Here is a 24,444-nt window from a genome sequence, read left to right as displayed (position 1 = left end):
AACAAATGTAAATTATTTTTTAAGAAATCCAAATTTTAATCAATTTTATTACCTTTGCCTTCGAATTCTTCCATTTAGAATTCATAACATATTTCTCACTTAAACGTTTATAGCATGCAACTGTATAACACCTTAAGCGCAGAAGAAAGAGCTCAATTAATTGATGAAGCCGGAAAACAACGTCTTACATTATCTTTTTATGCGTATGCCAAAATTGAAGATCCCAAAAAATTTCGCGACGATTTATTTATCGAATGGAACAAACTCGATGCTCTTGGTCGAACTTATGTAGCCAAGGAAGGTATCAATGCTCAAATGTCTGTTCCAGCAGAAAACTTTGAAGCATTTAGAGAAACTTTAGAAGCGTATGATTTCATGCGTGGCATTCGTTTGAATGTTGCTGTAGAACACGATGATCATTCGTTTTTAAAACTAACCGTAAAAGTTCGAGATAAAATTGTAGCTGATGGTTTGAACGATGAAACGTTTGATGTTACCAATATCGGTGTGCATTTAAAAGCGAAAGAATTCAATCAAATATTAGAAGATCCAAATACGATTGTAGTTGATTTTAGAAATCATTACGAAAGTGAAATTGGTCATTTTAAAGGTGCGATTACGCCGGATGTGGAAACATTTAGAGAAAGTTTGCCAATCATCAACGAACAATTAAAAGACTTTAAAGAAGATAAAAACCTAGTGATGTATTGCACCGGAGGAATTCGTTGTGAAAAAGCATCTGCGTATTTCAAACACCAAGGTTTTAAAAATGTATTCCAATTAGAAGGCGGAATTATCAATTACGCTAAACAAATTAAGGAAGAAAATATTGAAAGTAAATTCATCGGAAAGAACTTTGTTTTCGACCATAGATTAGGTGAAAGAATTACCGACGATATCGTTTCGCAATGTCATCAATGTGGAAAACCTTGCGACAATCATACCAATTGTTTAAACGATGGTTGCCACTTATTATTCATTCAATGTGACGAATGTAAAGCAGCAATGGAAAATTGTTGTTCTACAGAATGTTTAGAAATCACACATTTACCATTAGCCGAACAAGTTAAACTTCGTAGAGGAAAACAAGTAGGTAATAAAGTCTTCCGAAAAGGAAAATCGGAAAATTTAAAATTCAAACATTCAGGGGAATTGTCCGATAAACCTTTGGCTGTAGCCGAAAAAACGAAAGACATTCGCCAGAAGATAAAAGTAAAAAAAGTATTACTTGGTAAAGCCGAACATTATTATGTGAAAGCACAAGTAGGACTTTTTGTTATAGAAAATCAAGAACTAAATGTTGGCGACAGCATTCTAATTTCTGGACCAACAACTGGTAACCAAGAATTGGTTTTAGAAAAAATGTTCGTGAACGGAACTGAAAATTCAGTAGCTAAAGTTGGCGATAAAATAACTTTTGAAGTACCTTTCCGAGTAAGATTATCCGATAAATTATTTAAAATTATCAGCTAATGACAACTTCTGGAAGAATAGAATTGATGGCGCCTGCAGGAAATTTTGAATCTATGCAAGCGGCTTTAGATAATGGTTGCGATTCCATTTATTTTGGTGTCGAACAATTAAACATGCGTGCCCGTGCAACAGTAAATTTTGTTTTGGATGATTTACCTGAAATTGCACGTCGTTGCAACGAAAAAAATGTTAGAACTTATTTAACGCTAAATACGATTATTTATGATCACGATTTGTCGATTGTAAAAACATTGTTGACCAAAGCCAAAGAAGCTGGAATTACGGCTGTAATTGCATCCGACCAAGCGGTTATTATGACGGCTAGAACGATAGGAATGGAAGTGCATATTTCAACCCAATTGAATGTGACTAATATCGAAACAGTTAAATTCTACGCCATGTTTGCCGATACGATTGTATTGTCTCGCGAGTTGAGTTTACGTCAAGTAAAAAAAATCACCGAAGACATCGAAAAAGAACAGGTTAAAGGTCCAAGTGGGAATTTAGTTGAAATTGAAATTTTTGGTCACGGCGCTTTATGCATGGCAGTTTCAGGTAAATGTTATTTGAGTTTACATTCACATAATTCGTCAGCAAATCGAGGTGCTTGCAAGCAAAATTGTCGTAAAAAATATACCGTCATTGACCAAGAAAGTGGTTTTGAAATTGAAGTAGACAACGAATATTTAATGTCTCCAAAAGATTTATGCACCTTAGATTTTTTAGATCAAGTAATCGATTCTGGAATAAAAGTTTTGAAAATTGAAGGTAGAGGACGAGCAGCTGATTATGTAGCAACGGTTATCAAAACCTATCGTGAAGCCATCGATTCGTATTATGAAGAAACGTTTACCAAAGAAAAAATCAACACTTGGATGGAAGCTTTGGCAACCGTTTACAATCGTGGTTTTTGGAGCGGTTATTATTTGGGACAAAAATTAGGCGAATGGTCAGATAATCCTGGTTCTAATGCTACTCAGAAAAAAGTATACGTTGGAAAAGGAATGCATTATTTCCCAAAATCAAGCATAGCCGAATTCAAAATTGAAGCATACGACATCAAAAAAGGCGATAAAATTCTAATTACAGGTCCATCAACCGGAGCACAAGAATTAATTTTAGAAGATTTTTTCGTGAATGATGCCACTTCTGAAAAAGCAACCAAAGGAGATAGTTGTACTTTGAAAGTGCCGTTCCGCATTCGTTTATCGGACAAAATGTATAAAATTGTTGAAAACTAATGGTTGTTGTTACGCTTCAAAGAGATAAATGTATTGGTTGCAATTATTGTGTAGAAATGGCGCCAGCACAATTTCAGATGTCTAAAAAAGATGGAAAATCGGTGTTAATAAAATCGGTTGATGCCAAAGGTTTCTACACTTTAAAATCGGCAGACCATACGATTTTTGAGAATTGTGAATTGGCTGTAAAAGCTTGTCCCGTGCACATAATTACAGTAAAAGAGACATAATTTTTTGGTTTACAATACTATATAAAGACCTATTTCGTTTTATAATGAGATAGGTTTTTTGCATTTGTAAAACTTCAAAAGATTGAATTTGAAAGTTTCCATAAAAAATCAATATCTTTACGCTCAAAAACGTTTTGAAACGTAGTCCATTAGGACAATCACTATATATTTAAATTATGGCATGTACAAACTGTTCAACCGCTGATGGCGGTGCACCAAAAGGGTGTAATAATAATGGGACTTGCGGCACCGATAGCTGCAATAAACTTTCGGTTTTCGATTGGTTGTCAAACATGACATTACCGGGTGGTCAAGCGCCTTTTGATGCTGTTGAAATCAGATTTAAAAACGGAAGAAAAGAATTTTTTAGAAACACCGAAAAACTAACGTTATCTATTGGAGACATTGTCGCTACCGAAGCTTCTCCGGGTCACGATATCGGAATTATTACTTTGACAGGCGAATTGGTTAAAATTCAAATGAAAAAGAAAGGTGAAAATCCAGATAAAGAATTATCAAAAATATACAGAAAAGCTTCCCAAAGAGATATCGATATTTGGACAGAAGCCCGAAATAAAGAAGAAGCGGTTCGTATGCGTGCTCGTGAAATTGCTATCAATTTGAAATTAGAAATGAAAATTTCCGATGTAGAATTTCAAGGCGATGGTTCAAAAGCAACGTTTTATTACACGGCAAATGATAGAGTCGATTTTCGTCAATTAATTAAGGAATTTGCACAAGATTTTAAAATTAGAATCGAGATGAAACAAGTAGGTTTCCGTCAGGAAGCAGCTCGTTTGGGAGGAATTGGTTCTTGCGGAAGAGAATTGTGTTGTTCTACTTGGTTAACCGATTTTAGAAGTGTGAATACTTCGGCAGCACGATACCAACAGTTGTCGTTAAATCCACAAAAATTAGCGGGTCAATGCGGAAAACTAAAGTGTTGTTTGAACTATGAATTAGACACTTATTTAGATGCATTGAAAGACATGCCCGATATGGAAACCAAGTTATATACTGAAAAAGGTGATGCGTATTGTCAGAAAATTGATATTTTTAAAGAAATTATGTGGTTTTCTTATGCGAATGCTCCAGCTCAATGGATGGTTTTACCAGTTGCAAAAGTGAAAGAAATTTTAGCTATCAATAAGAAAAAAGAACGTGTGGCGGCTTTGGAAGATTATGTGGTAGAAACGGTTCAAGAAGTAGAGAAAAAATTTGAAAACGTAGTAGGTCAAGACAGTTTAACACGTTTTGATCAACCTAAGAAAAAATCAAATAATAGAAACAAAAAGAAGAAACCTACAAATTTTAAAAATGCACCTAAAAAAGACTAATTTTATTGGTTTGATGCTGATTGCTGTGCTTTTTATCTCTTGCGATAAAAAACAATTTTTCAGCGAATATAAAGAATTAGATGGTACTTGGAAAAAGGCAGATACCTTGCGTTTTACATTTGAACAAAATGATACTGTAAATCCATATCATTTGTTTTTGAATGTTAGAAACAACAACGATTATCCGTTCAATAACATGTATTTGATTGTTTCCATGAAAGAACCAGGAAAAAAACCAACAATCAAAGTAGATACATTAGAATACTTAATGGCTAATCCAGACGGAACGCTAATGGGCGAAGGTTTTTCAGATGTAAAAGAAAGTAAATTGTGGTATTTAGAAAATCACAAATTCAAAAGAGCTGGAAAATACAATGTTGAAATAGTTCAAGCAGTGAGAGAAACAGGAAAAGTAGAAGGTGTAGCTGAGTTGAAAGGAATTACAGAATTAGGATTAAGAATAGAAAAAACAAAATAACATGGCTACAAAACCAGTTACAAACGATTATTCAACCTACAAAAGAAGGTTTTGGCAACTTTTTATGTATGGTTTTTTAGGAATTATTTTTTTATTCCTTTTTGCATCATGGGGATTTTTTGGAAAAATGCCTTCATTTGATGATTTAGAAAATCCAGATTCAAATGTGGCAACCGAAATTATTTCTGCTGATGGAGTCGTAATCGGTAAATTTTATAAAGAAAACAGAACACCTGTTAAATATGAAGAATTGCCACAACATCTTGTAAAAGCTTTAGTTGCTACTGAAGACGAACGTTTTTATGAACATTCCGGAATTGACGCTAAAGGAACATTGAGAGCAGTTGTTCGATTAGGAAGAGATGGAGGAGCAAGTACGTTAACACAACAATTAGCAAAAAACTTATTTCATGGTGAAGGTTCAAAGTTTATTCTTTTTAGAGTAATCCAAAAAGTAAAAGAATGGATTATTGCTATCCGCTTGGAACGTCAATATACAAAGCAAGAAATTATAGCATTATATTTAAATCAAGTAGATTTTGTAAACGGAGCAGTTGGAATTCGTTCGGCAGCAAAAATTTATATGAACAAAGAACCAAAAGATTTAACCATCGAAGAAGGCGCTTTGTTTGTTGGAATGCTAAAAAACCCTTCGTTATATAATCCAAATCGAAAAAAAAGAGCACAATTGGTTCTAGACAGAAGAAATACGGTTTTAGGTCAAATGGTTAAAAACGGTGTAATTACCGAATCAAAAAAAGAAGAATTAAAGAAACTTCCTATCAAATTAGATTTCAAGCCTGAAAGTCACTCCGAAGGAAGTGCTACTTATTTTAGAGAATACCTGAGAGATTACATGAGAAAATGGGTAAAAACGCATTTAAAACCAGATGGAACAGAATATGACTTGTATCGTGATGGTTTAAAAATCTATACAACCATTGATTCTAAAATGCAACAGTATGCAGAAGAAGCGGTTACCGAGCATTTAAAAAATCTCCAAAAAGAATTTTTCATTGCAGCTAAAGACAAAGAAAATGCACCTTTCGTTGATATAACTCCTGAGCAAACGCAACAAATTATGCTACAAGCTAAGAAGAATTCAGAGCGTTGGAGAAAAATGGATTTGAATGGAAAATCAGAAGAAGAAATTCTAAAATCTTTTGATGTGCCTGCAAAAATGAAAATCTTTACTTATGAAGGTGAAAAAGACACCATCATGAAACCAACAGATTCTATCATTTACTACAAACACATGCTGCAAACAGGTATGATGGCGATGGAACCAAGAAGTGGTCACATCAAAGCATGGGTAGGTGGTGTAAATTATAAATATTTCCAATACGATCACGTGGGTCAAGGAGCAAGACAAGTAGGTTCTACTTTTAAACCATTCTTATATGCAACTGCTATAGAACAATTAGGAATGTCGCCTTGTGACTCTATTATTGATAGTTATTTCACCATGCCAAAAGGCAAATGGGGAATCGATGCCGATTGGTCTCCAAAAAATTCCGATGGCAATTACAGAGGAACCATTACACTACAAAAAGCATTGGCGAACTCAGTGAATACGGTTTCAGCAAAATTAATTGATAGAGTGGGACCAAAAGCAGTTGTTGACATGGCAAAAGAATTAGGAGTTACTTCTGATATTCCTGAACAACCATCAATTGCGCTAGGTGCTGTTGATATTACTGTTGAACAAATGGTAGGAGCCATGAGCACGTTTGCAAATCAAGGAGTGTATGTAAAACCAACATTTATCATCAAAATTGAAGATAAAAACGGAGTAGTCATTGATCAACCTGTACCGGTAACAAAAGATGTCGTAAATAAAGATGTCGCTTATGCAGTTGTTAAACTTATGGAAGGAGTAACCAGTTCTGGAACAGGAGCTCGTTTAAAATATGGTGGTGGTGGTTTCATCCAATACGATTATAGTTTTGGCAATCCAATTGCAGGAAAAACTGGAACTTCTCAAAACAATTCTGATGGATGGTTTATTGGAATGGTGCCAAATTTAGCAACTGGAATTTGGGTTGGAAACGAAGACAGAGCGGCCCATTTTAGAGATACAAGAAGAGGTCAAGGTGCTACGATGGCATTGCCTATTTGGGGAATTTTTATGAAAAAATGTTATGCTGATAGTGATTTAGACGTATCCAAAGAACCTTTTGAAAAACCAGAAAATTTATCCATAAAAGTAGATTGTTGGACACCAAGAAAAGTAGTTGATTCAACTGCGGTTCCAACAGACGAGCCAGACATGGACGAATTCGGATTATAAACAACAACAAACCAAAATATGATTTCTAGAAAAGTTAATAACGTTAAAGAAGCGTTGGAAGGAATTCAAGACGGACAAACCATCATGTTAGGTGGTTTTGGTCTTTGTGGTATTCCCGAAAACACTATTGCTGAATTAGTAAAAAAAAATGTAACCAATCTTACTTGTATTTCCAATAATGCAGGGGTTGATGATTTCGGATTGGGATTACTTTTACAAAAACGTCAAATCAAAAAAATGATTTCTTCTTATGTGGGAGAAAATGCAGAATTTGAACGTCAAATGCTTTCAGGAGAATTAGATGTAGAATTAACTCCACAAGGAACTTTAGCTGAAAAATGTCGTGCTGCTCAAGCCGGAATTCCAGCATTCTTCACACCAGCAGGTTTCGGTACAGAAGTAGCTGAAGGAAAAGAAACACGTGAATTCAACGGAAAAATGCACGTGATGGAATTGGCCTACAAAGCTGATTTTTCTATCGTAAAAGCATGGAAAGGTGACGAAGCAGGAAACCTTATTTTCAAAGGAACAGCTCGTAATTTCAACGCTTGTATGGCAGGTGCTGCAAAAATCACTATTGCTGAGGTAGAAGAATTAGTGCCAGCAGGAACTTTAAATCCTAACGAAATTCACATTCCAGGAATTATGGTCAACCGTATTTTCCAAGGAGAAAAATTTGAGAAAAGAATTGAGCAAAGAACAGTTCGTCAAAAATAATTTGAAGATTCTTTAATTTGAAAATTTGAAGATGAGAAACGATAAAGATAATTTAATTGTAAAATTAACATTTGAGTTTGCTCTTGAAATAATAAGTTTTTCAGAGGAAATTAGAAAATCTAATCGTTTTGAAATGGCATCTCAAATTTTTAGAAGTGGAACATCAATAGGAGCAAATATTAGAGAAGCTCAAAATGCAGAAAGCAAAGCTGATTTTATTCATAAGTTTAAAATTTCAGCTAAAGAAGCAGATGAGTTGCAATTTTGGTTAGAGTTATGTCAGAATTCTGAATTCTATCCAAATCCTAATGAAGAATTATTTAAAAAATTACAATCGATAAATTTGATAATTTCCAAAATAATATCTTCTTCAAAGAAGGGTTAATTTTCAAATCATCAAATTTTCAAATCATCAAATAATATATGGCATTAGATAAAAATCAAATCGCAAAAAGAATAGCACAAGAAGTAAAAGACGGTTACTATGTAAACTTAGGAATCGGAATTCCAACTTTGGTTGCCAATTACGTTCGTACAGATATTTCAGTTGAATTTCAATCGGAAAATGGAGTTTTAGGCATGGGGCCTTTCCCTTTTGAAGGAGAAGAAGATGCCGATATCATCAACGCAGGAAAACAAACGATTACCACTTTGCCAGGAGCAAGTTTCTTTGATTCTGCGTTTAGTTTCGGAATGATTCGTGCACAAAAAGTTGATTTAACCATTTTAGGTGCAATGGAAGTTTCTGAAAACGGAGATATCGCCAACTGGAAAATCCCAGGAAAAATGGTAAAAGGAATGGGTGGCGCTATGGATTTAGTAGCTTCTGCAGAAAATATTATCGTAGCTATGATGCACGTGAATAAAGCTGGAGAATCGAAAATCTTGAAAAAATGTACGCTTCCATTAACTGGAGTGGGTTGTGTGAAAAAAGTCGTTACCGAATTAGCAGTTTTAGAAATCACCCCAAAAGGATTCAAATTGTTAGAAAGAGCGCCAGGTGTTTCAGTAGAAGACATCATCAAAGCAACAGAAGCCGATTTAATCATTGAAGGAGAAATTCTTGAAATGAAAATCGATTAAATATTAATTTTAATTTTACCGCAGATTCACAGATTACAATTTTAAACATCTGTGAATCTGCGTTTTTTCAATAAAGAAACCTCCTAAAAATAAATAATAATCTGCGAATCCGCGGTAATTTTTTCAAGAAAATGAGCTTACCAAAAGTAATTCTAAAATCAGGTAAAGAAAAATCTATTCAACGTCGTCACCCTTGGATTTTCAGTGGTGCGGTTTATGGCGTGAGTCGTGAAATAAACGATGGCGAAATGGTAGATGTAGTCGATTCGAAAAACAATCACTTAGGAACCGGATATTTCAGCGATAAAGGAAGTATTGTGGTTCGTATTTTGACTTTCGCAAATGAAACTTTCTCTGAGAACTTTTGGGCAGCCAAACTACAATCGGCTTGGTATTTACGTACTCAGTTATTGGATTTTGAAGTTACCAATGCGTTCCGAGTAATTCACGGAGAAGGCGATGGAATTTCGGGATTAATTATTGATTATTACGATAAAAACTGGGTTATTCAAGCGCATTCAACAGGAGTTTTTCTTCAAATGGAGAAAATTTCCGAAGCCATAAAATCGAATTTTTCGGAGTATTGTGAAACCATTTATTGCAAAAGTTCAGGAACTTTACCGAATAACGGAACCGATTATTTCTTATTCGGAAACAAAGCTGAAGCAGTTGCAAAAGAGAACAACATTTTGTTTTCAGTAAATTGGGTAGAAGGGCAAAAAACAGGTTTCTTCTTAGACCAACGCGAAAACCGAAAATTATTAGGCGAATTCTCAAAAGGTAAAAAAGTATTAAATACGTTTTGTTACACAGGCGGATTTTCTATTTATGCCATGAGTGCTGGAGCCGAATTGGTAACTTCGGTAGATATTTCTCAAAAAGCGGTGGACTTGGCAGCTAGTAATATGGAATTAAATTTTCCAAACGCCAACCACAAAGCTGTAGCTGACGATGTGTTTAACTTCATGAAAGAGCACACGCAACAATACGATGTGATTGTTTTAGATCCACCCGCTTTCGCAAAAAGTATCAAAAGTAAACATACGGCAACGCAAGCCTACAAACGCTTAAATATAGCAGGATTAAAAGCCTTAGCACCTAACGGAATTTTATTCACGTTTTCTTGCTCACAAGTGATAGACGATGTGTTGTTTTATAACACCGTTGCCGCAGCAGCCATAGAAACTGGAAGAAGCATCAGAGTTTTACACAAATTAGAACAAGGACCCGATCACCCAACCAATATTTACCATCCAGAAGGACATTATTTGAAAGGATTGGTGTTGTTTGTGGAATAAAGTATTGTAAAATGATTTTTCAACTTAAATTTTCAGAATATAATGTTTTATCTAATGGAGCGGATGGTGGACATTATTATTTATCAGCAGAAATAGTATATAAAGAAATAAAAAGGAAAATTATTGTGCTTTTTGATAACAAATCAGATGAAGTACAATTATTAGAAAAGAAAGAAATTTTGGTAACTGGTAATTTAACTGATGAAGGTTTAGATCAGACATTAATTATGACAAATTCTATAATTATCAAATAAAAAACCTGCAAGTCTTTCAACTTACAGGTTTCTTTTTTCTTGCTTCTTTTCTCTTTTTTCTAAGACTAAAGATTCATAAAGAAATCATTCCCTTTATCATCGGTAATAATAAAAGCAGGGAAATCTTTCACTGTAATTTTACGAACGGCTTCCATTCCTAATTCTTCAAAATCCACTACTTCTACAGCTAAGATATTTTCTTTTGCTAAAATCGCAGCAGGACCACCAATCGAACCTAAATAGAATCCACCATATTTTTTACACGCATCCATTACTTGTTTAGAACGATTTCCTTTTGCAAGCATAATCATACTTCCGCCAGCGGCTTGGAATTCGTCTACATAAACATCCATTCTTCCTGCGGTTGTTGGTCCAAAACTTCCTGATGGCATTCCGTCTGGAGTTTTTGCTGGACCTGCGTAATAAACCGGGTGATTTTTGAAATATTCTGGCATTGGTTTTCCAGCGTCTAATAATTCTTTGATTTTTGCATGCGCGATATCACGTGCCACAATCAACGTTCCGTTTAATTTCAAACGCGTTTTGATAGGATATTTTGATAATTCTGCTAAAATTTCTGGCATTGGTTTGTTCAAATCAACTTCTACCGCTGGTTCTAAATGAGGAGCAGTTGTTGGTAAAAACTGACCTGGATTGGTTTCCAATTGCTCTAAGAAAATTCCATCTTTCGTGATTTTTCCTTTGATATTTCGATCTGCTGAACAAGAAACTCCCATTCCCACCGGACAAGAAGCCGCATGACGAGGTAAACGAATGACACGAACATCATGTGTTAAATATTTTCCACCAAATTGAGCTCCAATTTGACTTTCTTGACAAATAATTTGTACTCTTTTTTCCCATTCTAAATCGCGAAACGCTTGACCCGACATGTTTCCAGAAGTTGGAAGATTGTCGTAATAACCTGCCGAAGCTTTTTTCACGGCTGCTAAATTTGCTTCCGCAGAAGTGCCACCAATTACGATAGCCAAGTGATATGGAGGACAAGCTGCTGTTCCTAAATCCATAATGCGCTCACGAACAAATTCGTCTAATGATTTTTCATTCAACAACGATTTTGTTTTTTGATATAAAAACGTTTTGTTTGCCGAACCACCACCTTTTGTTAAGAATAAGAACTCATACGAATTTCCTTTTTTCGCATAAATATCAATTTGAGCTGGTAAGTTCGAACCTGAGTTTTTTTCTTCAAACATCGAAATTGGAACAATTTGCGAGTAACGAAGATTTTTATTTTGGTACGTATTGTAAATTCCTTTTGACAACCATTCGCCATCATCAACACCGGTATAAACGTTTTCACCTTTTTTAGCAACTACAATCGCAGTTCCAGTATCTTGGCAAGAAGGCAATTGACCTTCTACAGCTACAGCAGCATTTTGTAATAAATTATACGCTACAAAACGGTCGTTGTCTGTTGCTTCTGGATCTTCGATAATGTTTCTTAGTTTTTGTAAATGTGCTGAACGCAACATAAACGAAACGTCGTCCATTGCTTCTTGTGCTAATAATTCTAATCCTTTTGGGTCAACCACTAAGATTTCTCTATCGCCAAGTTGCTCTACTTTTACGTAATCTGAAGTTAATTTTTTGTAGTGTGTATCGTCTTTTAAAATTGGATACGGGTCTTGATATAAAAAGTCCATTTGTGTATGTTTTGAAAGGTAAAGTTACGGATTCTTTGTGTTTTGTAAAAGATTTATGATGCTTATTTGGAATTTCTTAAAAAAACCAACTCGCCACAAAAATCGCTGTAATCACACAAATCAAATCCACTAAAAGCATCATTCCTAACGTATAGCGTGTGTTTTTAATGTTGACACTTCCAAAATAAACAGCAATAACATAGAAAGTGGTTTCGGCACTACATTGGAAAATACAACTTAGTCTTCCTGTTAATGAATCTGGGCCAAATTGTTTCATCGCATCAATCATAAAACCACGTGAACCACCTGAACTAAATGGTCGTAACATCGCCACAGGAAGCGAATCGGTAATTTCTTTAGCGACACCCAAATGTGCAAAAACAAACGAAATTCCGTAGCTGATATTTTCAAACAAACCACTGTTTCTGAATAACGATATCGCCACTAACATTCCCATTACATAAGGGAAAATGGTCACTCCGGTTTTTAATCCGTTGTTGGCACCGGTTACAAAAGTGTCGAAAATGGTTGTTTTTTGTTCTACGAATTTCTTTTCTTGAACGAAAGAAAAGATTAAAGTTCCACCAATGATTAATATCAATAACAATCCCGAAAGGTTTGAAGTAAAGTAATTTTTTCCGATTAAATCCAAGCTGTTTACGTAGAATAATAACCCCACAATAGCTCCAATAACTCCCATTATAGCCGCTAATAACGAAGCGCTTTTGAAGTTGATTTTTTGTTTGATTCCGACTAATATAAAAGCAGCAATAGTTCCAATAAAAGAAGTAATGATACAAGGCAACATTACATCGGCAGGGTTGGCAGCGTGTTCAGCCGCACGATAACCGATGATTGAGGTAGGAATTAAGGTTAAACCCGCAGCATGCAAGCACATGAACATGATTTGGGCATCACTTGCTTTGTCTTTATCTTCGTTGAGTTCTTGTAAACTTTGCATGGCTTTTAAACCAAAAGGCGTTGCGGCAGAATCTAATCCTAAGAAGTTGGCAGAAAAGTTCAACGTCATATATGAAATCGATTCGTGATTTTTAGGAATCGAAGGAAATACTTTGGCAAACAACGGACTTAATTTCTTCGCTAATCTTTCAGAAGCTCCAGAAATAATAAGTAATTCCATAATCCCACAGAAGAAAGATAAGTATGCAATTAATGGTAAAATCAAATCAAATAAACTGCTTTTGGTCATAGGTAGTAAACCATCTGCTTTTTGTTTTCCGCTATAGATTTTTACGGTTTGATTGTTGTAGACATAGGTAGTGTCTGCATCAGCTTCATTTTTATTAATAATGAATGTTTTGTCTTCCGCTTTTTGTAAACTATCTTGAACAAATTGAGGTACTTCTTTTAAATATTTTTCACCAATTAAAAGAGGTTCGCCTTGTTTGCCATTCAGTACATAATCAATAGAATAATATTGTGAAGAAAATAATCCAAAAACAATAAAAAAGATAGACGATATAAATATTACTAACCAAAATCTGCTTAAAACCATGTGTTATATTTTTTGTAAATGTAGTAAATCAAATTCAAGTGTAATTTCAAAATTCAAATGCAATTTCAAAAGAAATTTTTTTTAAACGTGAATAATTTCATCATCAATCAATAAATCTTCTCTTCGTAGTCGGAGAAAAATTTGGGCTACAGCTATAACATCTTTTTCGCAGTAGGTAATAATTCTATCAATATTATCTTCAACATAAAAAACGTGTGCTACTTCGCTACCGTCGATATCATCTTTTGGCGATGGAATTCCAAGTACTTTTGTTAAAAGCTTTAATGAAGTAAAATGTTTATAATCGCCAAACTTCCATAATTCTAACGTATCTAAATGAGGTACTTCCCATGGTTTTTTGCCGAATAAATTCAGTTTGTTTGGCAAAGCAATTCCGTTGATAATCATACGTCGAGCAATAAAAGGAATGTCAAATTCTTTGGCATTATGACCGCATAAAATGTGTTGCGCTCCGTTGAAATGAGTATTTAATAAGTTCGAAAAATCATTCAAAATTTTCTTTTCTTCTCCCCAAAAACTGGTTACACGAAAGTTTCTAATATCACCTTTATTTACAAAGTAACCCACCGAAATAGTAATGATTTTTCCAAATTCAGCCCAAATTCCAGCTCTTTCGTAAAAATCTTCTGCCGAAACTTCATCTTTACGTTGGTATTGGGTTTTGTGTTCCCATAAATAACGCGTTTCTTCATCTAAAATACCATAATTTTGGTGTTCTGGAACGGTTTCAATGTCTAAAAACAGAATGTTGTTTAAGTTAATTTTCTCAATCATTTTTGTATGGTTTATAGTTAATTTAATTTCAGGTTAATCTATTTTCTCTTTTCTTGCTTCTTTTTTCTTTCTCCCAACATTTCATACGCCTCTTCCACATAAACATATAAATCTTCACTGTGTGGATCATAAGTTGTTTGCACACCTTTTAAATGTCCTAATCGTACAATTATTATGTCGTCTTCAGGAATAACAATTACAAACTGACCCAAATGTCCGCGCATGTAATATAAATCTTTGCCTAAAAAGTTGTGCATCCACCAACCATACCCATAATGTGGCGTTTCATTAAAGCGAGGTGTAATGCATTTTTTTACAAAAGTACTATCCAATAATTGTTTGCCGTTCCATTTTCCGTTATTCAAATATAGTTTACCAAAACGCGCAAAATCTCTAGCATTACTTGCAATACAACAATAGGCTTTTTCAATTCCGTCAGGTGCTTCATCTAATTGCCAAAGCGCTTCGTTTTCTGCTCCCATGGGTTGCCAAAAGTGTTTTGAAACATAATCAGACAAATGTTCACCCGTTGCTTTTTCAATACACATCGCCAATAATTGAGTAGCGCCACTTAAATATTTGAAGGACTGCCCAGGTTTTTCATTAATGTTTAATCCAAGAATTACTTTATCTAAATCATCATCAAAATAAGCTCGGGTTACAATTGAAAACGGACTGTAATATTTTTCGTCCCAACTTAAGCCAGAAGCCATTGAAGATAAATCACCAACGGTTACTTCTTTTGCAAATTTTCCTTTTAACTCCGGAAAAAACTCGGTTACTTTTTGGTCTAAACTTTTAATTTTTCCTTCCATAATGGCTTTTCCTAATGCCATTGTAACCACGCTTTTTGCCATAGAAAAAGAATTGGTTTTGGAGTTTTTATCAAATCCATCAAAATAACTTTCATGCCAAATGCTATCATTTTTAATGATTAAATAAGCAATGGTTTGAAGTTCTTTATGGTTTTTTTGTAAATTTTGAGTTGCAGGAACTGAGTTGTAATCGGAAGCAATTGACCATGGTTGTGCTGTTCCTTTTTTGATTTCTCGATTGGGGAATTCTTTATAATCTTCTAAAAAAGCGGTAGTATATCCTTTAAAATAAATTGTTTTTACAGCGCGAAGTAAATAATCAACATCGAATACGTACATTAAAACTATAATCGATATAAAAATAATTGTGAACCATTTTAGGAATTTCAACAGGAATTTCATTTGCTAATTTTATAAGATTGTGTTATAAAAGTAGGAAAAAGTTAGAATGAAATTAAAAAAACTAAAACAAACTTTCTTGTTTTACTGGATTTTCATGTTCCAACAGCCATTTTTTTCGCCATAATCCGCCAGCATATCCAGTTAAAGAGCCATCAGAACCTATAACACGATGGCACGGAATTACAATCCAAAGCGGATTTTTACCATTTGCAGAAGCAACTGCACGAATTGCTTTTACATCACCTAATTTTTTGGAAAGGTCTAAATAAGAACATGTTTTTCCGTAAGGAATATTTAATAATTCCTGCCAAACTTTTTGCTGAAAATCAGTTCCAGAGGGATTAATTTTAAAAGAAAAATCAGTTCTTTTTCCTTTAAAATAATCATCAAGTTGAACAACAGCTTCTTTTAGTTCTTTAGGGATTTTAGTAGAGATTTCAGTTTCTTCATTTAGTACATGAATTTTTGAAATGCCATTTTCATCACCACAAATTTCTGTAAATCCCAAAGGAGTATTTATAATTACTGTTTTCATTTTGTAAATATAAAAAAACCACCTGATAAATCAGATGGTTAAATAAGATGCAAAAGTTGAATTAATAATATTTTTATGATCTAATGTCTGTCTTTTTATCTGTTGTTACTGGAGCAGCAGTATCAATAACTTTTCCTTTAAATGAGACTGTTTTTGAAGCATCTACAGCTCCTTCTTTAGTTAGGATAGTAACTGTTTTTTGAAACCCACCTGGAGATGCTGCAGTAAAAGTCGCTGCAACCATTCCTTTTTCTCCTGGTTTAATTGGTGTTTTTGTGTAATTAGCAGCTGTACACCCACAAGCAGGTTTTACATTTGTAATTAAAACTGTTTCGTTTGTTGTGTTTGTGAATGAAAATTCATACGTAACAGGTTTTCCTTTTTCAATATCACCAAAATCATGAATTTCTTTATCCCACTTGATAACAGATTGTTTTGGAGTTGGAGCAGGAGTTACAGTTGCAACTGGAGCTTGAACCGCTTTAGCTGTTTCTGTTTTTACTTCTTTAACTTGAGCAAATGATGCACTTGCAATAAATAATGCTACGATTGATAATTTAATTGATTTCATACCTTATAATATTTTTAGTTATTTTAATTTTGTGTTACAAATCTACTGAAACAAAAAAAAGTTGTTGTTAATTAAATTTTAATGATTGTTAACGACTTGTTAACGGTGCTTTTTTACGCTTCTTTTTTTTGTAATATCGTTGTAATTATGAAGTTTAATAGATTTAATACCGTTATTTTTATTGGTTTTTTTGCAATTGTAGGTGTAATTATCATGCAATTGTTTCTACTTAATCAAGCCTATATTTTTGAGAAGAAAGATGTAGAAGATAAAATCCATTTTGCCTTACAAGATGTGGTAGAACGTATCTATAGGGATAACAAATCTGAACTGCCTACTACAAATTTAATTAAAAAAGTTAGCGAAAATTACTTTATTGTAAACGTAAATGATGTTTTTGAAAATCAAATTTTGGAACATTATTTAAAAACTGAGTTTGAAAAAGTAAAATTAGAATTGGATTTTGAATATGCAATTTATGATTGTAGTTCAGAATCTATGGTGTATGGAAATTATGTAGCGGTTGACGGAAAAAAAGAAAGTGTTTGTGAAGATTGTTTTTCGAAAAACACCGATTTAACCTATTATTTTGCTATTCGGTTTCCACATGTTAAACAAAGTTATTTCAAAAGTTTAAGTCAATATTGGGTATTTACTGCGGTTTTGTTTTTGGTTCTTATTATATATGTGTATTCGGTTTTTTTAATGTTACAACAAAAAAGGTATACTGATTTGCAAAAAGATTTTATCAATAATATGACACATGAGTTCAAAACGCCACTAGCTTCAATTTTAATTGCTTCAAACTACGCTAATTCGCAAAACGAAATTAAAGACAACCCAAAATTGTCTAAATACATGCAAATTATCATCAATCAGAGTAATAAGTTAAATCAGCACATTGAGAAAATTTTGTATGTAGCCAAAACAGATAGCAATCAAATTGCACTTGAAAAAACAAAGGTTGATGTACAATCTGTTTTAGAATTGGTTAAAGAAAATATTCTTTTAAAACACCAAAAAAACATTCAAATTGAGATAGGTTTAGCCAAAAAATATTTTGTTATGGCAGATGAATTTCATTTCTATAATTTAATTTATAATGTAATTGACAATGCGGTTAAGTATTCTGAAAACGAAGCCATTATTCAAATATCATCCAAAGAAAATAACAAAGGATTACAACTCAATTTTTCAGACAAAGGTGTTGGAATTCCAGCTAATGATTTACCATTTGTGTTTGATAAATTTTTTAGAGTTGCACGAGAAGACAGTAAAGATATAGAAGGATTTGGCATTGGACTTTCGTATGTAAAACGCGTTTGCGAATGGCATAAATGGAAAGTTTTTGCAACTAATAATGAAGATAAAGGAATTACAATATCCATCCAAATAAATAAAAACGATTATGAGTAAGAAACGTATTTTGTATGTAGAAGACGACGAAACCTTAGCGTTTTTAACAGCCGATAATTTAGAGCAACATTTTGAAGTTTCGCACTGCAATAATGGCAAAGAAGCATTTCAATTATTTTGTAAAGAAACTTTTGATTTGTGTGTTTTAGATATTATGTTACCCGATATGGATGGATTTGAAATTGCAACCGAAATTAGAAAGCGAAACCAAGAAATTCCGATTATTTTCCTTTCTGCGAAAACCATGAAAGAAGATCGAATTAAAGGTTTGAAACTGGGTGCAGATGATTATTTAATAAAACCGTATTCGATAGAAGAACTTATTTTAAAAATCGAAATTTTCTTAAACCGAAGTCAAAAATCGACCGATAATTCAACACAAAAACAATATACTTTTGGTAGTTTTCACTTTGAACCTGAGAACTATTCATTAAAGAATGAAAACCAAAATATCACGCTAACCGAAAGAGAAGCTTCGTTACTTAAGTTGTTTTTAGATAACCCAAATACGGTATTAAAACGCGAAAAAATTCTGATGGAATTATGGGGCAGTGATGATTATTTCTTAGGAAGAAGTTTGGATGTTTTTATTTCTCGATTACGAAAAATCATAAAAGAAGAAACCCACGTTAGAATCGAAAACATTCCGCGCGTGGGCTTTAAATTGGTGGTTGAATAATAGCGTTATTCAAAACTCATCATGTAGGCTTCTAATGCTTTTCGGTCTTCAGCTGACATAGCTTTTGTAATTACAAAATTGGCTTTCATAATCTCATATTGAGAAGCATCTACTAAAGGTTCGCCTTCACCATTAATAAACGAAGCAATACTTGCACCTTTTTCTTTGTAAATTTTTGCAATGTCTTTAATTGCTGGACCAACTACTTTTACATCTGCTTTGTGACAAGTTGCACAAGTTCCTTTTCCTTCAAAAAGTTCTTGTCCTTTTGCTAATAATTGGTCAACAGTTGCTTCAGGTTGAGCAGCATCAGTAGTTTCTGTTGTTGTTTCAACGGGATTGCCCATAGCATCCGTTTCTTTTTTTTCGCCACAATTAGTCAATGTAATTGCTAATGCAAAAACGGCTAACGATTTTAATATAAGTTTCATGTTTATAAAGTTTAGAAATATCGATAAAATTACAATATCGATTTCACTCAGAATGTGACAAATGTCACATTACTTATTTAATAAAATGGCTGCTTCTTTGGCAAAATAAGTTGAAATTAAACTTGCACCTGCTCTTTTAATACACATTAATTGCTCCATCATAATTTTATCATGATCTAACCAACCTCTTTCGGCAGCAGCTTTAATCATGGCATATTCTCCCGAAACGTGAAAAACCGTTACCGGAACATCAACTGCATTTTTAACTTCACGAACGATATCTAAATAAGCAATTCCGGGTTTTACCATAACCATATCGGCACCTTCTTCTACATCCCACAATGCTTCTTTAACCGCTTCAATGCGATTTGCATAATCCATTTGATATGTTTTTTTATCTTTCGACACTTCTACATCGGCTTCTTTTGGGGCACTATCTAAAGCATCACGAAACGGACCGTAAAACGCTGAAGCATATTTAGCCGAATAACTCATAATTCCTACATTTTGAAAACCCGCAGCATCTAAGCCTTGACGTAAACGTAAAACACGACCGTCCATCATGTCACTTGGTGCTACAAAATCGGCTCCAGCTTGTGCGTGAGAAACTGCCATTTTTACCAAAGCTTCATTGGTTGCGTCATTAGCAATATCACCATTTTCGATGATTCCATCGTGACCGTAAATTGAGTAAGGATCAAGCGCTACATCAGGCATTACAATCATTTCGGGACAAGCTTTTTTGATGGCACGAATGGCTCTTTGCATCAAACCATTGTCATTCCAAGCTTCTTTACCAGTATTATCTTTTAATGATTCATCTACCTTAACATAAATATTCACCGCACGAATTCCTAAAGCAAAAAGTTCTTTTACTTCTTCGACAGTCAAATCAATTGAACGACGAAATATTCCAGGCATTGACGAAATTTCAGATTTGTAATTTTCGCCTTCAGCAATAAACATTGGAAACATAAAATCACTTGGACTTAATGTGGTTTCGCGAACTAAACTTCTTATAGATTCGTTTACTCTTAAACGACGACCTCTGTGTAATGGAAACATAATTTGTATTTCAAATATTAAAGTGTAAAGTTACTAAATTTTCAACGATTTCTTTCTTTTACAATTGATAGTATTGTGTTAATTTATACTATTTTTGTCCTATGAAAAAGCTATTCATTTTAGGCATTTGTCTCCTGCTAACCAGTTGTTTTGAAATAACTGAAAAAATCAAACATAACAGTAATCAAAGTGGTGATTATAGCTTAGTGATTGATTTCTCTAATTCTTGGCTGAAAACTAAATCGGCTATTTTGTTAGAAGAAGTGGATGGTGTGAGCATTCCAAATGAAGAAGATATCAAATCGAAGTTAGCGCAATTTAGAGCCGATGCTTCTAAAATAAAAGGTACTTCAAAAATTTCTACATCGTATGATTTTAATACCTATGTGTTTAAAATTAATTTTTCGTACAATTCAATAGAAACGTTGAATGCGGTTTTGAATACGATTGACAAGAAAAATTCGTTGATTCATTTTAAAAATAATAACGGAAGATTTGAACGCATAGCTTCTTATCCGTTACCAAAAGATTTAGCTAAAAAAGAAGACAAAAAAGAAGATTTACTTAAGGCAAATATCACTTCAGTTTATACTTTTGACAAAGATGTTGCCACAGTTCAAAATCCGAATGCTAAACTTTCAAAATCAAAAAAAACAGTGTTTTTAAAACAAAATATATGGAATGTTTTAAACAACAATAAACTGATGAATAATTCCATAAGTTTTAATCCTTAATATAATATGAGAACGTATTTTTATTTATTATTAGCCCTTCCTACTTTGCTTTTCAGTCAAAACAATTCGGTTAAGCACGACTATTTTATTCAATTTAACACGCCTCAATTTGCTAAAAAAGTCAATATTGATGAGTTGTTCAATCACAAAGCGTTTAAAAGTTTTAATAGAGAAAATTCAGATTTTAAACTAAACGATTTTATTTCATATATAAATCAATCAAAACCAGTAGTAATTCATGGAAATTTCACAGATAGTATTGCGTATTATCAAATGACATTTCCGTTGAAAGATGCTAAGGGTTTGGCAAATTTTATTCAAAACAAAGTTGATAAAATCAATACAAACACTACAGATTCAATAGTTGATGCAATTAAAAAACATTCAAAATACAGTGTTTATTCTCCAAAAAACAGCGACTATACTTTAGCATGGAATAATCACAATTTTATTGTTTATGGTCTTGTTGAAAACAATTATGCGCAACCAAAATATGCTTATGACTATAGTGCTGAAGTTGATAGTGCAGCAGTTGTATACGATGAAGAATATTATGACGAAGAATATGAAGCCGCACCTATTGAGGTAATTGAAGTGGAAGAAGTAACTGAAGATGCTCCTGAGACTGTTGAAGAAATAATTATAGAAAAAAGATTAGGAGAAGAGCCAGCCGTAGTTCAAATGTATGAAGTTGAAGCAGAAGCTGAAGATGGTGAAGAAGAAACTAATTATGACGATGATACATATTATAATCAATGGTTAGAAGAAAGCAGAAAAGAGCAAGAACAAGCGAGAAGAGAAAAGCAAATTAAACAAGAAGAACAAGTAGCGCTTTTGTTTGAAAACGATTTTGAATTTCCCTCTTCAAATAAAATTAACACAAAAGCCGATATTTCTTCATGGGTTGATTATCAATCGGTTTATGGCAAAATGAATTCATTTTATTATTTGTTCAGAACATTTACACCAAATCAAAACACAACTTCTTATAAAAACGTGGTAAAAGGAATGAATGTTGATTTTTATTTTGAAAACGACAAAGCAAGAATGGAGCAAACGGTTGAATATTCTGAATCGTTAGCAAAAGTTATGGAGAAAATAATTGATAGAAAACCAAATAAAAACATCTACAATTATTTTCCAAAAGAAACGCCTTTGGCTTACATGTCTTACCATTCAAGCACCGAACAGGTTTTAAAAAGTTACCCAGAAATTACGGAGCAAATTTTAGCGAATTTACCATTTGAAAAACAAGATACTGAAATTATCACAGACTTGGTAAGCACTATTGTTGATGAAGAAGCTACAGCAACGCTTTTTGATGGAGATTTTTCAATGTTTTTACATAGTATGGAACCTTATGAGTACAAATACACTGGTATTTCATATGATGAAGATTACAACCAAGTTAAGGAAGAAAAAACCATGACTAAAACAAGACCTGTTTTCACTATGATAATGACTTCAACACATCCAACAATGGGTGATAAATTGTTGAATTTAGGTGTAAGAAAAAATGCATTAGTAAAAGAAGGTAATCATTATCTTGTAAAAGAATTTACTGAATTTGGTAAAATAGCATTGTTAAAAGATGGTAATGTTTTTGTAATTACAAATGGATTAAATTACTTGAATAATGGCTCAAAATCTGATTTTTCTAAACAAGTTAAAAAAGATTTGAGTAAAAATTATTTGTACGGAAACTTCGATATGCAACGTTTCATGAAAAGTATGTTGATGACAGAAGATTTTGGAAAAGACACCGAAAAAATGTTAAAAGTGAGCAATCAATTTAAAAACATTGAATTCAAATCTTCAAACAAAATAAAAGGTAATAAAATGAAAGTTGAAATGGAAATGAATTCAAACTTTTCAGATAAAAATATTATTTTACAAACGTTAGATTTAGTAGATTATTTAAACTAAACAAAGGAAAAAATAAAAACTCCGCTATTAAAAATAGCGGAGTTTTTTATACCCAATCAATAGGTTTTGCTAATATTTTTAGTAATTTTTCTTCTTCGCTTCCTGGTTCAGGATGATGGTCATACACCCATTGCACATGTGGTGGTAAACTCATCAAAATACTTTCTATTCTTCCGTTGGTTTTTAGCCCGAAAAGCGTGCCTTTATCATGAACCAAATTAAATTCCACATAACGACCACGACGTATTTCTTGCCAAGTTCTTTGAGCATCCGTATATGGTAAATTTTTTCTTTTTTCCACAATGGGAACATATGCTTGTAAGAAAGAATTTCCAACTTCTGACACGAAATTGAACCAATCTTCCATCGACATTTGCTCGGTTGCTTTTAAATAATCGAAAAACAAACCACCAATTCCACGAGCTTCAAATCGGTGAGCGTTCCAAAAGTATTCATCGCATTTCTTTTTATAGTTCGGATAAAATTCTGGATTATGTTTGTCGCAAGCTGTTTTACACGTTTGATGAAAATGTTTGGCATCTTCTTCAAATAAATAGTAAGGTGTTAAATCTTGTCCGCCGCCAAACCATTGGTTGATGATGTTTCCGTTTTCGTCATACATTTCAAAATAACGCCAATTGGCATGAACCGTTGGCACCATCGGATTTTTCGGATGAATTACTAAACTCAATCCGCAAGCGAAAAAATCGGCTTCTCCAACACCGAACATCTTTTGCATGGTATCAGGCAATTTACCATGAACGGCTGAGATATTCACACCGCCTTTTTCAAAAACGTTTCCGTTTTCAATAACACGTGTGCGACCGCCACCGCCTTCTGGTCGTTCCCAAATGTCTTCACGAAATTTGGTGCTGCCATCAATGTTCTCTAACCCTTTACAGATTTGATCTTGCAGGGTTTGTATGTAGGTGTAGAATTTATTTTTCATGTTCTAATTCATATAATTCCATATCCAAAGGAGTTTCATTTGGAGGTGTGTATTCATTTAAAAGTGTTGTTTTCCACTCAAAACCGCACTTTTCTGCGACTTTACAACTTCCGATATTTGTTTTATGAGCAATAATTTGAAATTTATTGAATCCTAAAACTTCAAAACCGTATTTTGTGGTTAGAGCAATAGCTTTTGACATCCAACCTTTGTTTTCGTATTCTGAACTAATACAATAGGCAAATTCTCCTTGTTTGGTATCCCAATTTATTTCTTTGATGATAATTAAGCCAGCAATTTTTGAAGTTGAAACATCTTTAATTCCAAAAGTAAATTCAGATTTTGAAGTATTTTCTTTTCTTTTTTCTTCAATATATTTTAAACTATCATCAAAGGATTGATTTTTTGACAACGTAATTGGAAAGTAACGTTTAAAGTTGTCAAAATTAAAAACCATCATTTCAGATAAACTTTTTGCGTCATCTGCTTGTAAAGTGATTATATGAAATGAATCGGTTTCTATCATTAGTTATAAAATCAAA

25 protein-coding genes are annotated in these 24,444 nt (G+C 33.4%); 15 read left to right on the top strand and 10 right to left on the bottom strand.

Annotated features, from left to right (window positions below):
- Positions 1 to 114: 114 nt before the first annotated feature.
- The 11 genes from trhO (at position 115) to M9Q43_RS01620 (ending at position 10,401) form a co-directional block, all read left to right on the top strand.
- Complete coding sequence (gene trhO / locus M9Q43_RS01670; RefSeq protein WP_262317241.1) at positions 115 to 1,473, top strand: oxygen-dependent tRNA uridine(34) hydroxylase TrhO; 1,359 nt, start codon at positions 115 to 117, stop codon at positions 1,471 to 1,473.
- On the top strand, positions 1,473 to 2,714 hold the full coding sequence (locus M9Q43_RS01665) for a peptidase U32 family protein (RefSeq protein WP_262317240.1): 1,242 nt from the start codon (positions 1,473 to 1,475) through the stop codon (positions 2,712 to 2,714). Before trhO ends, M9Q43_RS01665 begins: the two co-directional genes overlap by 1 nt.
- On the top strand, positions 2,714 to 2,944 hold the full coding sequence (locus tag M9Q43_RS01660; protein ID WP_262317239.1) for a ferredoxin: 231 nt from the start codon (positions 2,714 to 2,716) through the stop codon (positions 2,942 to 2,944). The genes M9Q43_RS01665 and M9Q43_RS01660 overlap by 1 nt, the downstream gene beginning before the upstream one ends.
- A gap of 176 nt (positions 2,945 to 3,120) precedes the next feature.
- Positions 3,121 to 4,281: a PSP1 domain-containing protein gene (locus M9Q43_RS01655; protein ID WP_262317238.1), complete on the top strand. Its 1,161-nt coding sequence runs from the start codon at positions 3,121 to 3,123 to the stop codon at positions 4,279 to 4,281.
- Positions 4,262 to 4,759, top strand: coding sequence for a gliding motility lipoprotein GldH (locus M9Q43_RS01650; protein WP_262317237.1), 498 nt, complete (start codon positions 4,262 to 4,264; stop codon positions 4,757 to 4,759). Before M9Q43_RS01655 ends, M9Q43_RS01650 begins: the two co-directional genes overlap by 20 nt.
- A 1-nt stretch (position 4,760) precedes the next feature.
- Complete coding sequence (locus M9Q43_RS01645) at positions 4,761 to 7,049, top strand: penicillin-binding protein 1A (RefSeq protein ID WP_262317236.1); 2,289 nt, start codon at positions 4,761 to 4,763, stop codon at positions 7,047 to 7,049.
- A gap of 18 nt (positions 7,050 to 7,067) precedes the next feature.
- Complete coding sequence (locus M9Q43_RS01640; RefSeq protein ID WP_262317235.1) at positions 7,068 to 7,766, top strand: CoA transferase subunit A; 699 nt, start codon at positions 7,068 to 7,070, stop codon at positions 7,764 to 7,766.
- A 31-nt stretch (positions 7,767 to 7,797) separates the two neighbouring features.
- Positions 7,798 to 8,151 carry a four helix bundle protein gene (locus M9Q43_RS01635; RefSeq protein ID WP_262317234.1) on the top strand — a complete coding sequence of 118 codons (354 nt, stop codon included), beginning with the start codon at positions 7,798 to 7,800 and terminating at the stop codon, positions 8,149 to 8,151.
- A 38-nt stretch (positions 8,152 to 8,189) separates the two neighbouring features.
- The gene (locus M9Q43_RS01630) at positions 8,190 to 8,849 is read left to right on the top strand and encodes a CoA transferase subunit B (RefSeq protein WP_262317233.1); all 660 of its coding nucleotides are present in this window, start codon (positions 8,190 to 8,192) and stop codon (positions 8,847 to 8,849) included.
- 131 nt (positions 8,850 to 8,980) lie between these two features.
- Positions 8,981 to 10,147 (top strand): class I SAM-dependent rRNA methyltransferase, encoded by a 1,167-nt coding sequence (locus M9Q43_RS01625; RefSeq protein WP_262317232.1) that lies wholly within the window; start codon positions 8,981 to 8,983, stop codon positions 10,145 to 10,147.
- Between the two features lie 11 nt (positions 10,148 to 10,158).
- Positions 10,159 to 10,401 carry a hypothetical protein gene (locus tag M9Q43_RS01620; protein WP_262317231.1) on the top strand — a complete coding sequence of 81 codons (243 nt, stop codon included), beginning with the start codon at positions 10,159 to 10,161 and terminating at the stop codon, positions 10,399 to 10,401.
- Positions 10,402 to 10,466: 65 nt separating this feature from the next.
- Here M9Q43_RS01620 and M9Q43_RS01615 read toward each other — a convergent pair whose 3' ends face one another.
- The 6 genes from M9Q43_RS01615 to M9Q43_RS01590 form a co-directional block, all read right to left on the bottom strand.
- Positions 10,467 to 12,068, bottom strand: a complete 1,602-nt coding sequence (locus M9Q43_RS01615) for a fumarate hydratase (protein WP_262317230.1) — start codon at positions 12,066 to 12,068, stop codon at positions 10,467 to 10,469.
- 76 nt (positions 12,069 to 12,144) lie between these two features.
- Positions 12,145 to 13,584 (bottom strand): nucleoside recognition domain-containing protein, encoded by a 1,440-nt coding sequence (locus tag M9Q43_RS01610; protein WP_262317229.1) that lies wholly within the window; start codon positions 13,582 to 13,584, stop codon positions 12,145 to 12,147.
- Positions 13,585 to 13,665: 81 nt separating this feature from the next.
- Positions 13,666 to 14,379 carry a 3'-5' exonuclease gene (locus tag M9Q43_RS01605; RefSeq protein WP_262317228.1) on the bottom strand — a complete coding sequence of 238 codons (714 nt, stop codon included), beginning with the start codon at positions 14,377 to 14,379 and terminating at the stop codon, positions 13,666 to 13,668.
- Positions 14,380 to 14,417: 38 nt separating this feature from the next.
- Positions 14,418 to 15,596, bottom strand: coding sequence for a serine hydrolase domain-containing protein (locus tag M9Q43_RS01600; protein WP_262317227.1), 1,179 nt, complete (start codon positions 15,594 to 15,596; stop codon positions 14,418 to 14,420).
- 61 nt (positions 15,597 to 15,657) lie between these two features.
- Entirely contained in the window at positions 15,658 to 16,131 is a 474-nt protein-coding gene (locus M9Q43_RS01595) for a methylated-DNA--[protein]-cysteine S-methyltransferase (protein ID WP_262317226.1), read from the bottom strand.
- 73 nt (positions 16,132 to 16,204) lie between these two features.
- Entirely contained in the window at positions 16,205 to 16,702 is a 498-nt protein-coding gene (locus tag M9Q43_RS01590) for a DUF1573 domain-containing protein (RefSeq protein ID WP_262317225.1), read from the bottom strand.
- Between the two features lie 147 nt (positions 16,703 to 16,849).
- Between M9Q43_RS01590 and M9Q43_RS01585 the strand changes: the two genes are divergently transcribed.
- Together M9Q43_RS01585 and M9Q43_RS01580 are read left to right on the top strand one after the other, a co-directional pair.
- Entirely contained in the window at positions 16,850 to 18,118 is a 1,269-nt protein-coding gene (locus M9Q43_RS01585; protein ID WP_262317224.1) for a sensor histidine kinase, read from the top strand.
- Positions 18,111 to 18,797, top strand: coding sequence for a response regulator transcription factor (locus M9Q43_RS01580; RefSeq protein WP_262317223.1), 687 nt, complete (start codon positions 18,111 to 18,113; stop codon positions 18,795 to 18,797). The genes M9Q43_RS01585 and M9Q43_RS01580 overlap by 8 nt, the downstream gene beginning before the upstream one ends.
- Before the next feature lie 5 nt (positions 18,798 to 18,802).
- On the opposite strand, the gene M9Q43_RS01575 is transcribed toward M9Q43_RS01580, so the two are convergent.
- Complete coding sequence (locus M9Q43_RS01575) at positions 18,803 to 19,228, bottom strand: c-type cytochrome (protein WP_262317222.1); 426 nt, start codon at positions 19,226 to 19,228, stop codon at positions 18,803 to 18,805.
- Between the two features lie 69 nt (positions 19,229 to 19,297).
- Positions 19,298 to 20,293, bottom strand: coding sequence for a porphobilinogen synthase (gene hemB, locus M9Q43_RS01570; protein ID WP_262317221.1), 996 nt, complete (start codon positions 20,291 to 20,293; stop codon positions 19,298 to 19,300).
- 101 nt (positions 20,294 to 20,394) lie between these two features.
- On the opposite strand from hemB, the gene M9Q43_RS01565 reads away from it, so the two are divergent.
- Positions 20,395 to 21,027, top strand: a complete 633-nt coding sequence (locus M9Q43_RS01565) for a hypothetical protein (protein ID WP_262317220.1) — start codon at positions 20,395 to 20,397, stop codon at positions 21,025 to 21,027.
- 6 nt (positions 21,028 to 21,033) lie between these two features.
- Complete coding sequence (locus tag M9Q43_RS01560) at positions 21,034 to 22,953, top strand: DUF4836 family protein (protein ID WP_262317219.1); 1,920 nt, start codon at positions 21,034 to 21,036, stop codon at positions 22,951 to 22,953.
- A 46-nt stretch (positions 22,954 to 22,999) separates the two neighbouring features.
- Here M9Q43_RS01560 and hemF read toward each other — a convergent pair whose 3' ends face one another.
- Entirely contained in the window at positions 23,000 to 23,902 is a 903-nt protein-coding gene (gene hemF, locus M9Q43_RS01555) for an oxygen-dependent coproporphyrinogen oxidase (RefSeq protein WP_262317218.1), read from the bottom strand.
- Entirely contained in the window at positions 23,892 to 24,428 is a 537-nt protein-coding gene (locus M9Q43_RS01550; protein ID WP_262317217.1) for a GNAT family N-acetyltransferase, read from the bottom strand. The genes hemF and M9Q43_RS01550 overlap by 11 nt, the downstream gene beginning before the upstream one ends.
- Positions 24,429 to 24,444 lie beyond the last annotated feature (16 nt).

Source organism: Flavobacterium odoriferum (assembly GCF_025499515.1).
Classification (GTDB): Bacteria; Bacteroidota; Bacteroidia; order Flavobacteriales; family Flavobacteriaceae; genus Flavobacterium; species Flavobacterium odoriferum.
Note: the sequence above shows the minus strand (reverse complement) of the source record. Positions and strands in the feature narration are given on the sequence as shown.